This window comes from Salipiger thiooxidans, assembly GCF_900102075.1.
In the GTDB taxonomy this organism is placed as follows: domain Bacteria; phylum Pseudomonadota; class Alphaproteobacteria; order Rhodobacterales; family Rhodobacteraceae; genus Salipiger; species Salipiger thiooxidans.
Genome location: NZ_FNAV01000007.1, coordinates 214359 through 229022, shown reverse-complemented (window position 1 = coordinate 229022; position 14664 = coordinate 214359). Strand labels below are relative to the sequence as shown.

Annotated in this window: 11 protein-coding genes and 1 pseudogene; 3 read left to right on the top strand and 9 right to left on the bottom strand. The window is 68.6% G+C overall.

Annotated features, from left to right (window positions below; translation table 11 throughout):
- Window positions 1-58: 58 nt before the first annotated feature.
- The 7 genes from BLQ77_RS12595 to BLQ77_RS12565 form a co-directional block, all read right to left on the bottom strand.
- Complete coding sequence (locus tag BLQ77_RS12595; protein ID WP_089959585.1) at window positions 59-1540, bottom strand: inorganic phosphate transporter; 1482 nt, start codon at window positions 1538-1540, stop codon at window positions 59-61.
- Window positions 1541-1590: 50 nt separating this feature from the next.
- Window positions 1591-2073 carry an NUDIX hydrolase gene (locus BLQ77_RS12590; protein WP_089959582.1) on the bottom strand — a complete coding sequence of 161 codons (483 nt, stop codon included), beginning with the start codon at window positions 2071-2073 and terminating at the stop codon, window positions 1591-1593.
- A gap of 436 nt (window positions 2074-2509) precedes the next feature.
- Window positions 2510-3457, bottom strand: coding sequence for an ABC transporter substrate-binding protein (locus tag BLQ77_RS12585; RefSeq protein ID WP_089959578.1), 948 nt, complete (start codon window positions 3455-3457; stop codon window positions 2510-2512).
- 45 nt (window positions 3458-3502) lie between these two features.
- Entirely contained in the window at window positions 3503-4507 is a 1005-nt protein-coding gene (locus BLQ77_RS12580) for an ABC transporter permease (RefSeq protein WP_089959576.1), read from the bottom strand.
- Window positions 4504-6009, bottom strand: coding sequence for a sugar ABC transporter ATP-binding protein (locus BLQ77_RS12575; protein ID WP_089959574.1), 1506 nt, complete (start codon window positions 6007-6009; stop codon window positions 4504-4506). The genes BLQ77_RS12580 and BLQ77_RS12575 overlap by 4 nt, the downstream gene beginning before the upstream one ends.
- Window positions 6002-7126, bottom strand: a complete 1125-nt coding sequence (locus BLQ77_RS12570) for a Gfo/Idh/MocA family protein (RefSeq protein ID WP_089959571.1) — start codon at window positions 7124-7126, stop codon at window positions 6002-6004. The genes BLQ77_RS12575 and BLQ77_RS12570 overlap by 8 nt, the downstream gene beginning before the upstream one ends.
- The gene (locus BLQ77_RS12565) at window positions 7123-8190 is read right to left on the bottom strand and encodes a sugar phosphate isomerase/epimerase family protein (protein ID WP_008888286.1); all 1068 of its coding nucleotides are present in this window, start codon (window positions 8188-8190) and stop codon (window positions 7123-7125) included. The genes BLQ77_RS12570 and BLQ77_RS12565 overlap by 4 nt, the downstream gene beginning before the upstream one ends.
- Window positions 8191-8314: 124 nt before the next feature.
- Here BLQ77_RS12565 and BLQ77_RS12560 point away from each other — a divergent pair, with 124 nt between their 5' ends.
- The 3 genes and pseudogenes from BLQ77_RS12560 to BLQ77_RS12545 all read left to right on the top strand — a co-directional run.
- Window positions 8315-9331 (top strand): LacI family DNA-binding transcriptional regulator, encoded by a 1017-nt coding sequence (locus BLQ77_RS12560; RefSeq protein WP_089959568.1) that lies wholly within the window; start codon window positions 8315-8317, stop codon window positions 9329-9331.
- A 541-nt stretch (window positions 9332-9872) separates the two neighbouring features.
- Window positions 9873-11075, top strand: coding sequence for a Fic family protein (locus BLQ77_RS12550; protein WP_089959564.1), 1203 nt, complete (start codon window positions 9873-9875; stop codon window positions 11073-11075).
- An 87-nt stretch (window positions 11076-11162) separates the two neighbouring features.
- Window positions 11163-11555 (top strand): annotated as a pseudogene (locus BLQ77_RS12545) (RraA family protein); the annotation flags it as partial.
- A gap of 70 nt (window positions 11556-11625) precedes the next feature.
- On the opposite strand, the gene BLQ77_RS12540 reads toward BLQ77_RS12545, so the two are convergent.
- Window positions 11626-12861: a cytochrome P450 gene (locus BLQ77_RS12540; RefSeq protein ID WP_089959562.1), complete on the bottom strand. Its 1236-nt coding sequence runs from the start codon at window positions 12859-12861 to the stop codon at window positions 11626-11628.
- An 8-nt stretch (window positions 12862-12869) separates the two neighbouring features.
- Complete coding sequence (locus BLQ77_RS12535; RefSeq protein ID WP_131822012.1) at window positions 12870-14519, bottom strand: di-heme-cytochrome C peroxidase; 1650 nt, start codon at window positions 14517-14519, stop codon at window positions 12870-12872.
- Between the last annotated feature and the right edge of the window lie 145 nt (window positions 14520-14664).

The window sequence follows — 14664 nt, the reverse complement described above, 5'->3', positions numbered from 1 at the left end:
ACCGCGCCAAGCCTGCAAGCCGTCCGGAAGGCGTTGCGCGCTCGCCCGTGACCGGGCCTCAGAACCCCAGCGTCTTCAGCATGAGGAAACAGCCCGCCGAGAGCAGCGCAGCGGCGGGGACGGTGATGACCCAGGCGGCAACGATGGTCATGAAATGCGAGCGCCGAACAAGCTTGCGGCGGGTGCGTTCCTGCCGTGCCAGCCGCTCGGGCGCCGGGCGGGCGTTGTGCATGCGGCGAAAGCGGCGCTCCATGTACCACTCGCGGAAGAATCCGACGCCGAAAACGCCGCCCACCGCGATGTGGGTCGAGCTGACGGGCAGCCCGAGCCATGACGCGGCGATCACCGTGACCGCCGCGGAAAGCGCGACGCAATAGGCCCGCATCGGGTTCAGCTTGGTGATCTGGCTGCCGACCATCCCGATCAGCTTGGGCCCGAAGAGCACGAGGCCGAACGAGATCCCGAGTGCCCCCAGCAGCATGACCCAGAGCGGGATCGACACCTCTCCGGCCACCGCCGAGGATTGCTGCACGTAGACCACCGCGGCGAGCGGACCCACCGCGTTGGCGACATCGTTGGCGCCATGAGCAAAGGAGAGCAGCGCCGCCGAAACCACCAGCGGCAGGCGGAACAGCGTCTTGAGCGAGCGGTTGCGGTTCTCCAGCCCCTCGGACTGGCGCTTGATGAAGGGCACCGACAGCGCCCCCAGCAGCGCGCCGGTCGCCCCGCCGATCAGAAGCGCGGTGCCGAGGCCGATCTTCACCACGTGGCTCAGCCCCTTCAGCGCAAGATAGGCGGCGAAGGCGGCGCTCATCAGGCCGATCAGCACCGGAACCCAGGTGCGGGCGGCGGCGATCTTGTCCTCGACGTAGATGACGCGCCACTTGATGAAGGCGAGCATGGCGGCGGCGATGATGCCGCCCAGCAGCGGCGAGATGACCCAGCTCGCGGCGATCGCGCCCATGGTCGACCAGCTCACGGCGCCCACGCCTGCGGCCACGATCCCCGCGCCCATGACGCCGCCCACCACCGAGTGCGTGGTCGAGACCGGCGCCCCGATCCATGTCGCGGTGTTCACCCAGATCGAGGCGGCGAGCAGCGCCGCCATCATCGCCCGGACGAAGACCCTGGTGTCGGCGAGACTCGCCGGGTCGATGATCCCCTTGGAGATGGTCGAGACCACATCCCCGCCCGCGAGCAGGGCGCCGGCGCTCTCGAACACCGCGGCGATGGCGATGGCGCCCAGCATCGACAGCGCCTTGGCGCCCACCGCGGGGCCCATGTTGTTCGCCACGTCGTTGGCGCCGATGTTGAGCGCCATGTAGGCGCCGAAGGCCGCCGCCACGACCACCGCGAGGCCCTGCGGCTCACCGCCGGTGAAAATCGCCGCCGCCACCGCGGCGAGGGTCACGAAGACGAGGCTGATGCCGACCCCCACGAGGGGGCGCGCCGTGTACATCGTCGCGTCCTCGAGTCGCGACAGGCGATTGAGGTCCTGGTCCAGTGTCTTCCACTGGGTGGCGGGGGGGGTGTCGGGCACGTGGGTATGTTCCTTGAAGTCTCGCAGCCTGGCTGGATCTGGCACGGGCCTCAGCCCCTGGCCGCGTCGTCCAGATAGCCGCGAAGATCGGCCAGCAGCGCTTTGAGCTGCTCTTCGTGCACCGCCGCCGCGGCACGCTCGGGTGTCATCCAGTGCCGTTCGCGGTCCTGCATCTCGGGGAAGTCGTCGAGCAGTTTCTCGACCTCGATGGCGTAGACGTCCACGCTGGTCGCAACCGGCAGGCCGCCGTCCAGCACCTTGTCGTAGTGGTAGCGGCCGATGCGCACCGGGCGGCGCGGACCGCGGGCCTTGACGCCCGCCTCTTCCCAGGCCTCCTGCAGCGCGGTGCCCGCGCCGTCGGTGCCGTGCATCGGCCAGCCCTTGGGAATGATCCAGCGCTTGGTGGAACGCGACGTGATCAGCAGGATCTCGGGACCGGTCTCGGCATAACGATAGCACAGCGCCGCAATCTGCACGCGCAGGGGGCGGTGCAGCATGGGAGAGATGTAACGTTTCCAGATCGTGCCAAGCATGCCGGTATCGGCTCCTGTCGAATGGACCGGCCTCGTTTAGTGAAGCTTTTGTGAAAACTCAACCCGCCAAGCATGTCCTGGCGGGTGCGAGACAGCTCCCTATGGCCGTGACGTCACGGTATCTAGCGCTGAAAACGCCCGTGAACAGGGAATCGTCCGGGCTTTGATCCGGCCATCGAGGGCGTCGGGCGGAGTTGGCCATCGGGACCAGTGGCGAAATGTTGGGCTGTGAAAGCACGCGGGGGCTCTGAAGCTGCGCGGGGGGAGGCCGGGGACGCGGTCCACGTATCGGCCTCGAGCAGCGCCGACCGGCAATCCGGCGGAGCGGCAGGGGAACGTCCGCAGGGAAGGATCGGCCGGTCACGCACGGCGCGCCTTCCGCGCACCCGTCGCCGCAAGGGGCGGGCGCGCGGAAGGCGCGCGCCCGCAAGATGCCTCAGTAGGGGCTGTCTTCGAAGTAGAAGTCGTCCGCATTCTCAGGCGTGATCAGCTCGGAGGCGATGATGAACTCGCCGCTCATCGGTGCCGCGCCGGTGACGCCCACCACGGTCATCTCGATGGCGGTCGAGATCATCGAAGGCGGATAGGTGACGTCCACCGGCACGGTGCTGTCGCCGCTCCGGATCCGGTCGACCATTTCCTTCATGCCGGCGCCACCGACGACGATCATCTCGCCCGTCCGCCCGGCCTGCTCGATGGCGGCCAGCGCGCCCACGGCCATGTCGTCGTCCGCCGCCCAGACCGCGTCGATCTCGGGGAAGCGCGACAGCCAGTCCTGCATCAGCGTGAAGGCGGTGTCGCGGTTCCAGTTGCCGTGATCCATCGCCAGAACCTCGATGCCCGAGCCGTCGAGCGCGGCCTCGAAACCCTCGACCCGCTCGTTGTCCACCGTCGAGGGGATGCCGCGCATGGCCACGACCTTGGCGCCCTCGTCGAGCGTGTCGGCGAAATACTGACCCGCCGTGCGCCCGAAGCTGTCGTTGTCACCGGCGACGTAGAGCGTCTCGATGCCCTCGACCGCGAGCCCGCGGTCCACCACGGTAACCCAGGTGCCGCTGTCGGCAATGCGCTGGATCGGACCGGTGAGCGGCTCGGATTCGAACGGCAGCACGACCAGGGCGTCGATGCCGCGGGTGGCCACCATGTCCTCGAGGTCAGAGACCTGCGTGGCGCTGTCGGGCGTCGTGGCAAGCACGAACTCGTGCTCGGGGTAGACCTCCTTCAGCCGTTCGATGGTGCGCTCGGCGTGGAAATTCAGCGCTCCGGCCCAGCCGTGCGTGGCGGCGGGGATCGAGACGCCGATGGTCTCGGCCAGCGCCATGCCCGACATCGGCCCGACAAGGGCGCCGACCAGCGCGGTGGTTGCGATCAGGGTCTTCGTCATCTGGTGTTCCTCCCAAAGAAAGACGACATGGGTGTCAGTGGCCGCTCAGCGCTCGGTGGCTCCCTTGCGCTGCAGGACCACGGCAAGGATGATCACGGCCCCCTGGATGGCTCCGTTGAGGTAGGGGCTCACGAAATCGGTCAGGTTGAGGATGTTGCCGATCAGGCTGAGGATCAGGACGCCGACGACGGTGCCCCAGACCCGGCCGAAACCGCCCTTCAGCAGGGTGCCGCCGATGATCACCGCGGCAATCGCCTCGAGCTCCCACAAGAGGCCGGTCGAGGCAGAGGCCGAACCGAGACGCGGCACGTACATGACCACGGCGAAGCCGACCAGCAGGCCGAGCAGCACATAGGTGGCGAGCCGCACCTTCAGCACCGAGATCGACGAGTAGCGCGCGACCTTCTCGTTCGAGCCGATGGCGGCGCAGTGGCGGCCGAAGGCGGTATGGCGCATGACGATCTCGCCCAGCACCGCCACCACCACGAAGGCGATGATCGGCCAGCTGACCCCGGCGATGCCGCCGTAATAGACCGGGCGGTAGAGCTCGCGCATTTCGAAGCCGAGCGACAGGGTGCCGCCATCCGCGAGCCAGGTGATCAGCGAGCGGTAGATGCCCATGGTGCCGAGCGTGACGATGAAGGCCTCGATGCCGACCCTTGTGATCAGGATGCCGTTGATGACGCCCGCGACCAGCCCGGCCAACAGCGCCACCGCGATGCCGATGAGGATCACCGGAAGCGTGACGCCCATGCTCTCGGTAAGCAGGTTCATCACCAGGATCATCAGCCCCGCCACGAAGGCGGCCATCGAACCCACCGACAGGTCGAGCCCGCCGGCGGTGATCACGAAGGTCATGCCAACCGCGATGATGCCGATGAAGGCCGAGCGCGCCAGGACATTGGTGATGTTGGCATAACTCAGGAAGTTCGAATTCAGCGCCATGCCGATCAGCAGAAGCGCGATCAGCGCAAGGATCGGACCGATCACCTGCAGGTCGATCCTGCGGCCCGGACGCCCGGTGGATTTCTGTGTCGTGGCCATGGTCATGCAGCCGCCTCTTCGCTGGTCTCTTCAAGGCCCATCGCCAGCCGGACGATGGCCCCCTCGTTCACGTCGTCGCCCTCGAGCCCGCCGACGATGCGGCCCGCGTGCATCACCAGCACCCGCGAGGCGAGCCCGATCAGTTCGGGCATCTCGGAGGAGATCACGATGATCGCGTGCCCCGCTGCGGCCAGCCCGGAGATGAGCGTGTAGATCTGCTGCTTGGTGCCGATGTCGATGCCGCGCGTGGGCTCGTCGATCAGGATCACCTGCGGATCGCTGAGCAGGGTCTTGGCCAGAAGCAGCTTCTGCTGGTTGCCCCCAGACAGGTTGCCGACCGGCATGTCGCGCTCCGGCGCGCGGATGGCGAAATCGGCGATGGCCTTGTCGAGCGCCGCCTCCTCGGCCTTGCGGTCGATCAGCACGGTGCCGAAGCGATCCAGCAGCGGCAGCGTGAGGTTCTCGCGCAGCCCCTTGTCGAGCAGCAGCCCGGCGCTCTTGCGATCCTCGGTCAGGTAGACGAGGCCGCGTTCCATGGCCGTCTTCACCTGTCCTGCGGGAAGCGTCTCGCCCATCAGCCGGACCCGACCGCCGCGGGGGCGCAGCCCGGCGATGGCCTCGGCCAGCTCGGTGCGGCCGGCGCCGACAAGGCCGCCGATGCCCAGCACCTCGCCGCGACGGAGCGTCAGACTGGCGGTCTCGATGAGGCCCGGGACGGACAGCCCCTCGACCTCGAGCATCACCTCGTCCTGCGGCACCGCCTTGGCGGGGTAGAGGTCGGAGAGCTCGCGCCCCACCATGGCGGCGGCCATCTCGTCCTCGGTGATCTCGGACACCGGCGCCGAGCGCACCATCGCCCCGTCGCGCAGCACCGTCACCCGGTCGCAGATGCGCTTAACCTCCGAGAGCTTGTGCGAGGTATAGAGGATCGCCACGCCCTGCGCGCGCAGCCGGTCGATCTGGCGGAACAGGATCTCGCAGTCGCGCTCGGTCAGCACGGCCGTGGGCTCGTCCATGATCAGCACCCGCAGATCGCGCGAGAGCGCCTTGGCGATCTCGACCATCTGCTTGGCCGGCACCGAAAGGCCCGACACCCTGGCCGAAGGGTCGACCGGGCATTCGAGCTGCGCCAGCAGCTCTGCGGTGCGCGCCCGCATCGCCTTGTGGTCGAGTCGCCAGCCGCGCTTGATCTCGCGCCCGAGAAAGACGTTCTGATCGACGCCAAGGTGTTCGGCGAGGTTGAATTCCTGGTGGATCATCACGATCCCCCGTGCCTCGGCCTCGTCGGAGCTGCCGAAGGTTACCGGCGCGCCCTGCCAGCGGATGTCGCCGTCGCTCGCGTCGATGTAGCCGCCGAGGATTTTCATCGTGGTCGACTTGCCCGCGCCGTTCTCTCCGATCAGAGCGTGGATCTCGCCCGGGCGCAGCTCGAAATCGACGCCGTGCAGCACCTCGATGGGACCGAAGGACTTGCTCACGCCGTTGAGGGACAGGATCGGATCAGCCATGGCCGGTCTCCACCCAGGCGCTGTCCGCCCTGGCGGAGCGGATGCAGGCGTCGATGAACTCGAGCCCCTCTATGCCGTCGCGGATGCCCGGCAGCAGGGTCTCGTGCGGCGTGCCCGCCTGATGGGCGCGGATCGCGTCGGCAGCCTCGGCGTAGATATTGGCGAACCCCTCGAGATAGCCCTCCGGGTGGCCCGGCGGCACACGGCTGCCCGCCATGGTCGCGGCCCCGCGCCGCAGCTTCTGCGCAGGCGCGCCAAAAGGCGTGAACCACAGCGTCTCGGGCGCCTCGTGCAGCCATTCGATCCCGGCCTTTTCGCCGTAGATCCGCAGCCGCAGCGCGTTCTCGGTGCCCGAGGCAACCTGGCTGCACCAGAGGGAGCCCTTCGCGCCCGAGGCGTAGCGCAGCATGATCTGCGCGTTGTCGTCCACCGCCCGGCCGGGCACGAAGCTGGTGAGATCGGCGGCCAGCCGGTCCGGAGCCATGCCCGTCACGAAGCGCGCCAGTTGGTAGGCATGAGTGCCGATGTCTCCGATCGAGCCCCCTGCCCCGGCCTTCGCGGGATCGCCACGCCAGCTTGCCTGCTTGCTGTCCGAAGGCTCGGTCAGCCAATCCTGCGCGTATTCCACCTGCACGAGCCGCAGCGGGCCAAGGTCGCCGCGCGCCACCATCTCGCGCGCCAGCCGCAGCTGCGGATAGGCCGAGTAGTTGTGGGTCAGCACGAAAAGCGCGTCCGAGGCCTCGGCGATCTGTGCCAGGGCGTGGGCGTCCTCGAGCGTCGAGGTCATCGGCTTGTCGCAGATGACGTGGATCCCGGCCTCGAGAAACGCGCGAGCGGCGGGGAAGTGCATGTGGTTGGGGGTGCAGATCGACACCGCCTCGATGCCGTCGGGCCGGGCGGCCTCGGCCCGGGCCATCTCGGCGAAGTCGTCGTAGGTGCGGTTAGGGGCGATGCCGCAGGCGGCGGCGCTCTCGGCGTTGCGTTCGGGCGTGGTCGAAAGCGCCCCCGCGACCAGCGCGAAGCGGTTGTCGAGCCGGGCGGCGATGCGGTGGACCTCGCCGATCATGGCGCCCTTGCCGCCGCCAACCATGCCGAGCCGGATGGGCGTGTGGGTCATGACGCCCGGCTCCCCAGTCCCAGCATCCGCAGGTTCGCCGCCTGATCGGTGCCCGCCGAAGCGAAATCGTCGAAGGCGTGCTCGGTCACGCGGATGATGTGGTCCTTGACGAACTGCGCCCCCTCGCGGGCCCCGTCCTCGGGGTGCTTGAGCGCGCATTCCCATTCCACGACCGCCCAGCCGTCGAAATCCATCGCCGTGAGCTTGGCGAAGATCGCCTTGAAATCAACCTGCCCGTCGCCGGGGCTGCGGAAGCGCCCTGCCCGGTCCACCCAGGACTGGAAGCCGCCATAGACCCCCTGACGCCCGTCGGGACGGAACTCGGCGTCCTTGACGTGGAACATGCCGATGCGCTCGGCATAGATGTCGAGATGCGCGATGTAGTCGAGCTGCTGCAGCACGTAATGGCTGGGATCATAGAGCATCATCGCCGCGGGGTGCTGGTCGACGCGGTCGAGGAACATCTCGAAGCTCGCGCCGTCGTGCAGGTCCTCGCCGGGGTGGATCTCGTAGCAGATCTTCACGCCCTTTTCCGCCGCGTGGTCGAGGATCGGGCGCCAGCGTTTGGCCAGCTCGTCGAAGGCCGCCTCGACCAGCCCCGCGGGCCGCTGCGGCCACGGGTAGAGATAGGGCCACGCCAGCGCGCCCGAGAACGCCGCCATCCGGTCGATGCCAAGATTGGCCGAGGCGTCGATGGTCTTGAGAACCTGCTCCACCGCCCAGGCCTGCCGCGCGGCGGGATTGCCGTGCAGCGAGGCCGGGGCAAAGCCGTCGAAAGCGAGGTCATAGGCCGGATGCACGGCCACGAGCTGGCCCTGGATATGCGCCGAAAGCTCGGTGATTTCGACGCCGTTCGCGGCGGCGGTGCCGCGCAGCGTGTCACAGTAGTCCTTCGAGCCGGCCGCCAGATCGAGGTCCATCAGCGACGCCTCGCCGGTGGGCACCTGCACGCCGAGATAGCCACAGGAGGCCGCCCAGCGGGTGATGCCCTCGAAGCTGTCGAAGGGCGGCTTGCCGCCCACGAACTGCGCAAGGAACAGGCCGGGGCCCTTCAATGTCCGCATATGTCCTCCCGTTGGGCCGATTGTCGATGAAATCGGTTTCATTATCTCTTGCACAGGATGAAAAGGTTTTCAACAGGAGTTTCGCAGCCTATTCTGCCGCATCGACACAAGGAGAGACCGCCCCGTGAAAGACCCGGTTGCCACACCCCGAATCCATGATGTGGCGAGGCTCGCGGGGGTCTCTCCCGCCACCGTCAGCCGGGTGCTGTCCAATCCCTCGATCGTGTCGGAGCGCACCCGCGCGGCGGTCGAGAAGGCGGTGGAAGAGACCGGCTACACCATCAACCTGACAGCCCGGAACCTGCGGCAGCAGCAAGTCGGGGCGGTGCTGGCTCTGGTGCCGAACCTTGCCAACCCGTTCTTCTCCGAGATCCTCGCCGGCATTTCCGAGACCCTGCGCGCCGAGGGGCTGAGCCTGCTCGTGCTCGACACGCGCCAGACCGATCCCGGCGCCGCCGGGCGCGGTCTGCAGGCCTACCTCAACCGCTCGCGCGCGGATGGGGTGATCGTGCTGGACGGCAGCCTCGACCGGAGCCTCTTCGAACACGCCGCCTGTCCGCCGGTGGTGCAAGCCTGCGAGTGGATCGACGGGCTGCACGGGCCGAGGGTGCTGGCCGACAACCAGACCGGGGCCCGGCTGGCGGTCGAGCATCTTCTGGCCCTCGGCCACCGGCGCATCCTGCATCTGACCGGCCCGGCGTCGAACTCGCTGTCGGTGTCCCGTGCGGCCGGTGTCGCGGAGGCACTTGAGGCCGCAGGCCTGCCCCCCGCCCCCCGCATCGAGGGCGCGTTCTCGCTCGGCTCGGGCCACACCGCGAGCGCCGGGGTGCTCTCCCTGCCGGAACGACCGACTGCCGTCTTTTGCGACAACGACGAGATGGCCATTGGCCTGATGGCAGGGCTTCGGGCCGCGAAGATCCGCACGCCGGAGGACATCTCGATCGTCGGTTTCGACAACATCGAGATGTCGGCCTACGTGAGCGTGCCGCTGACCACGGTCCGGCAGAAGCGCGCGCATCTCGGCCGCCGCGCCGCCGAGATGCTGCTGGCGCATCGCGAGACGCCCTCGCCGGACACCGAGATCATCCTGCCGGTCGAACTGGTGATCCGCGACAGCACCACGGCGCTACGCAAGGACTGACCCCGCCGCCCGGACGGCAGCGAGGATGGCGCTCCGGGATCAGCTCCGGGATCAGTCCGCCAGGGCTCCGTTGCCCGATGGGCGGGCGCCCCAGCCCCGCGCACGATTGTTTGACCATCTGCCGCTGTATTTGACGAAGACACGTGTGTGTGACCTGATCCACCCGATCAGATCATACGCCACGGTTTGTCGCGCCTCGCTGCCGACGAACATGCGCGGTCTCGTGCTCAACAGGAACACCGGGGGCGCTGTCGCGCGGCTGACGTCGCACGTCACCGCTCTGATGGAGCACATCATCGCGCGCGGCAAGGTCTCCGCCCGAGGCTGAGGCGGCGTCGCGCTTGGTCACCATGTCGAGCTGCAGTTTCTCCGCGTAACTGCAGCCCCCGTGCGCCTGTCCCCGCCCCGCCGCTTTCGCCGGATGAACGCACCGCGCCCAGCCCGCCGCGAACATCGGCAAGGAACATCGGCAAAAGCTTGCACCGATGGGGACTAATGCTCTATAAAGTATGGGCTTCACCCACCTTCAGGATCGGCAAGAATGCTGGAAACGCCGGGCCGGATCGAACCCTGCTTCTTCGAGGAGCACATCCCTGCCACGCTGGCCGATCTCTCAATCGACATCCAGCGCGAAGCCACGCTGCTGGGACAGGGGCTGCATCCCGACAGCGCCGCCGAGCTCGCGGATCTCGTGCGGGTGATGAACTGCTACTACTCCAACCTGATCGAGGGCCACAACACGCGGCCGCGCGACATCGAGCGGGCGCTCGCCGGCGCCGAGCTCGAGGACGAGACGCGCCCCCTGGCGCTCGAGGCGCGCGCGCATGTGATCGTGCAGCGCGAGATAGACGAGATGCACCGGGCCGGCACCCTGCCGCGGCCGACGTCGGTCGACTTCCTGATCTGGGTGCACAAGACCTTCTACGACGAGATGCCGGACGAGTTCCGGGTGATCGAACTGCCGGACGGCAGCCAGGAGCCCATCGTGCCCGGCCGCCTGCGGCAGGAGGGCGACAAGGAGGTGGCCGTCGGACGGCACCTGCCGCCGTCCTCGTCGCGGGTTGCGGCCTTCATGGAGCATTTCGACAAGCGCTTCCAGATCGCCGCCCGGTCCTCGAGCGGCAGGATCATCGCCATCGCCTCGGCGCATCACCGGCTGAACTACATCCACCCGTTCCCCGACGGCAACGGGCGGGTCAGCCGCCTGATGTCGCACGCCATGGCGCTGACCGCGGGGATCGGCGGGCATGGGCTCTGGTCGGTGTCGCGCGGGCTGGCGCGGGGGCTCTCGGACCCGGGCGAGTACAAGCGGATGATGGACCTTGCCGACAGCCCGCGGCGCGGCGACCGGGACGGGCGCGGCAATCTCTCCGAGGCCGCGCTGAAGACCTTCTGCGACTGGTTTCTCGAGGTCACGCTCGACCAGATCACCTTCTCGGCCAGGCTCTTCGACCTCGGGGGGCTGGAGCGGCGCTACAGGCGGCTCGTCGAGGACACGGTCGAGGACAAGCGCGCACCCGAGCTGATCTCGGCGGTGCTGCGGCACGGGGCGCTCGAGCGGGGCGAGGCGCAGATGGTGCTCAAGACCTCGGAGCGCACGGCGCGCAACACGCTGAGCAAGCTCACCGCGGCGGGCTTCCTGAGATCCGCCTCGCCGAAGACCCCGGTGCGGCTGGCCTTCCCGCTGGATTACCGCGAACGGCTCTTTCCCAACCTCTTCGCCTACGGCGACTTGCCGGGATAAGCGCACGGCCCACGCGGCGGCGCACGGGGTCAGAAATAGGCGGGGTAACGGGCGCGGATGGCGGCGGGGATGCGGCGGTGGCAATGCATGGCGGTGCGGGGCTGCGCGGGCGTGGTTTCGGACGGCGGCTTCCGCGACGCCGAGGGGATCGGCGAACTCGACATGCCCGCCTTCTACGCCGGACCCTCGGCGCCCATCAACCTCACCAAGCACGAGGCGCTCGACATCAACCTGCCGATCGGGTGCGGCGGCGTGGCGGTGTTCCCCGGCGACGTGCTGGTGGGCGACCGTGACAGTGTGATGGTGATCCCCGCGCATCTGGCGGACGAGATCGCCGTGGTCTGCGCCGGCATGGAGGCCTTCGAGGACTTCGTGCTCGAGGAGGTGCTGGCCGGGACGCCGATCATCGGGCTCTACCCCTGCACCAAGGACGAGAACCAGAAGAAGTTCGAAGCCTGGCGCGAGAAGACCGGGCGCTGAGCGCGCCACGTCCGCCGGGACGGGTGACCCCTCCCGGCAAGTGCGCCCCGGGCCGTGTCCGGGGCGCCGCTCAGACCGGCTGCCAGCGCCACGCCTCGGGCACCGGGCCGTTGCGGTAGTCGACGTCGCAGGGGCTGCGAGTCGCGTCGAGCAGCAGCACCTTCACGATGGCCGGGATCAGCGCCGCCCCCACCGCGCGGCCGAGGCATTCGTGCACCCCGTAGCCGAAGGTGAAGGTGTCCTGAAGCCGCCGCCTGGGGTCGAAGGTCTCGGGCGCGGAGACTGCCGTGGGGTCGAACATCGCGGAATGCGTCACCGCCAGCACCATGGCGCCCCTGGGGATCGCCGTCTCGTGGTCGGTGCCCCGGGCAAGCGCGGTGTCGTCTTCGGCGATGCGGAAGAAATAGGGGAAGGCGGGCCGGAAGCGCAGCGCCTCGAAGACGAAACCGTCGAAGGCCCGCTCATCCCCCGAGCGTGCCGCCGCGCGGGCGGCCTCCAGCCGGACCGGATCCTCGCAGATCACCCGGGCCGCGTTCACCGCCGCGTGAGAGGTGGTCTCGACCGCCCCGATCAGCAGCCCGCCCGCGTTGAGCACCGCAAGCTCGGCGTTGAACTCCAGCACCCCGGCCCGTGCCATCACGATGAGCCGAGAGATCATGTCGGTCGGCGCCCCGCCCGCCTGCAACTGGCCGCCCTTCTTCTGGAAGAGCCCCACCAGATAGCCCCGCATCTCGTCGTTCGAGGCCTCGCGGCTGGCCACGATCTCGTCCGCCGTGGCGAAGGCCGGCGCATCGAAAGGCTGGTTCCAGAACGCATCCATCTGGTTCCAGTAGGACCATTTCAGCAGCGCCTCGGGGTCGGCGTCCTCGAAGCCGAACCAGTGCTGGACGAAGGCGATGGGCACACCGCGCGTGAGCGTCCTCACCGCGTCCACCGCGTCGCAGCTTTCGCTGAGAAGCCGCGTCGCCTCGGCCTCGGCCCAGGCGCGCATCTCGGGGATGCGCTCGCGGTCGAGCAGCGCGCGCATGATCGACTTCTCGCGCCAGTGCCGGGCGGTGTCGTCCTGCGCCATCCAGTAGCTGCCCTGCTTCGGCGCATAGGGCGCGACGCTGTAGAGGTCGTGCCGGGCAAGGATGTCGACGCAGTCCGAATGCCGGGTCACCAGCGTCAGCTCGGGCAGGACCAGCACCGGGCGGTGGGCGCGCAGCTCGGCAAAAAGCGGCAGCGGCTCCGTCTTCATCCAGTCGCGCAGCTGAGGCCAGCGCGCGCCCTCGGGCAGGGTTTCGATCTTCGCGAGATAGCTCATGGCGCGGCTCACTTCGTCTTGAGGTATTCGATGATCGCCATGCGCTGGTCGTGCGACAGGCCCTCGGGCGGGAAGGCGTGGCCCTGGTTGCCGTTGCCACGCAGCGAGGTGTCGAAGCGGAAACGGCCGGGCACGTCACCGGACTGGTAGCCGAGGCGCATGAGGTCAAGCTCGTGCCCGCCGGTCCAGAACACCGCGCGCCGCTCCTCGGGCGGGGAGAGCAGCTCGTAGACCGTGGGCACCGAGCCATTGTGCAGGTAGGGGCCCGTGGCCCAGATCCCCGCCAGCGGCCCGGCCTTGAGCCGGTCCGGATGCTCGGGCCCGTCGGGCACCAGGTTGCCAGCCTCGTCGAGATGGAAGCGGAAGCCGTGAAGCGCGAGCTGCTCCTCCTCGGTCTTGCCCGCGTCGGTCATCGAGCGACGCAGCACCGCCTGCACCGTGCCGCCGAAGAACCTGATGGCGGGCACGAGCGGCGCGCCGTCGAAGAGCGCGGAGGTGACCGGGTTGGTGAAGATCATCCGGCCGAGCAGGTTCTCGACGTAGGCCGGATCGGTGCCGACGGCCCTATAGCCCACCGGCGTGATCTTGATGAAGGTCTTGCCCATGATGTTCGCGGCAGGAGCGGTGCGGTCATAGGGATACATCCCGTGACAGCCCTTGCAGTTTGCCTCGAAGAGCGTCTCGCCCTCCGTCACAAGCACCTGGTCGAGCGCCCCCATGACCTCTTCGTCCCACTTGGGCGGGGCGAGATCCTTGAGCCATTCCTCGAGTGCGGCGAGGTCGTCGAGCCGGATCGTCGAGGCAAAGGCCGCGGCCCCCGCATCGGCGCGCAGGTTGCCGTGGCCGAAGACGCCCAGCACCTGCCCGCCATTGCGCGCGATGGGGCTCGCCGCGATCGGGTTCCACTGCACGAACTCGAGATGCGGCGTGAGCCAGAGCGCCGGGTAGCTCGTGGGCGAGGCGACCGGGTAGAGGTTGGCGGGGATCATCTGATCCCGCACCGCCAGCGCGTTGACGATCTGGGTCAGCGCATCGACCCGCCCGGGCCCCGAGGGTAGGACGGGCCGCCGCAACTGCGCGTCACCGCCAAGCTGGGCTGCGAAACCGGTGAACTGCCCGCCAAGCTGCTGGACCTCGGCCGGATCGGTCTTGCCGAGCGCGGCGGCGAGCCGCTCGAACCGTCCCGGCACCCCCAGCGGGGCGGGACGCGAGAGCTGCACCGAGAGGTTGAGCGCGGCGTAGAAGGTGTCGAAGTCGAGATGCGACGGCGCCCCCTCGATCCGCAGCGTGCGGCCCTCGACGGTGGCGTCGGCAGTGTGGCAGGCGGCACAGGTCAGCCCGACCTGCTGGGTCTGCGGATCGAGCGCAAAGCCCACCGGCAGCGTGCGCGGGTTCACCTCGGAGGCGGCATCGGCGGGCAGGAACCCGAAGCTTGCGAGATACTCTGGGTCGGAAAACGGCCCCTGCCCGTCGGCACGTTCAAGCGCGAGGAAGAACGGCGCCGGGATCATCTGCGACCCCTGTGGCGCATGGTAGAAGAGCTCGCGGATGTCCGCAGACCAGCCCTGGTCGGCCGTGGGGTCTATCGGAGGATCTTCCGCGGCAGCCACGCCGCCCGCGATGCAGAAGGTTGCAAGAATGCCGGACATCAATCGCATGGGACCACCTATGAGAAAGCGTGACTCAATGGGTTCGTCTATCAACTTTAAGATGCTAAGCCGCGACGAGGCTCGCTGTCCAGCATTCCCGTGCGGGTCCGGCGGGATTGCAGGGATCCCAAGTTCGCCGGTCCCGACGCCGCGG

Coding starts and splice junctions, on each gene's coding strand:
- BLQ77_RS12540 (WP_089959562.1), bottom strand. CDS start 12,861: ATGAGCTATCTCGCGAAGATCGAAACCCTGCCCGAGGGCGCGCGCTGG.
- BLQ77_RS12580 (WP_089959576.1), bottom strand. CDS start 4,507: ATGACCATGGCCACGACACAGAAATCCACCGGGCGTCCGGGCCGCAGG.
- BLQ77_RS12535 (WP_131822012.1), bottom strand. CDS start 14,519: ATGCGATTGATGTCCGGCATTCTTGCAACCTTCTGCATCGCGGGCGGC.
- BLQ77_RS12575 (WP_089959574.1), bottom strand. CDS start 6,009: ATGGCTGATCCGATCCTGTCCCTCAACGGCGTGAGCAAGTCCTTCGGT.
- BLQ77_RS12570 (WP_089959571.1), bottom strand. CDS start 7,126: ATGACCCACACGCCCATCCGGCTCGGCATGGTTGGCGGCGGCAAGGGC.
- BLQ77_RS12585 (WP_089959578.1), bottom strand. CDS start 3,457: ATGACGAAGACCCTGATCGCAACCACCGCGCTGGTCGGCGCCCTTGTC.
- BLQ77_RS12565 (WP_008888286.1), bottom strand. CDS start 8,190: ATGCGGACATTGAAGGGCCCCGGCCTGTTCCTTGCGCAGTTCGTGGGC.
- BLQ77_RS12550 (WP_089959564.1), top strand. CDS start 9,873: ATGCTGGAAACGCCGGGCCGGATCGAACCCTGCTTCTTCGAGGAGCAC.
- BLQ77_RS12590 (WP_089959582.1), bottom strand. CDS start 2,073: ATGCTTGGCACGATCTGGAAACGTTACATCTCTCCCATGCTGCACCGC.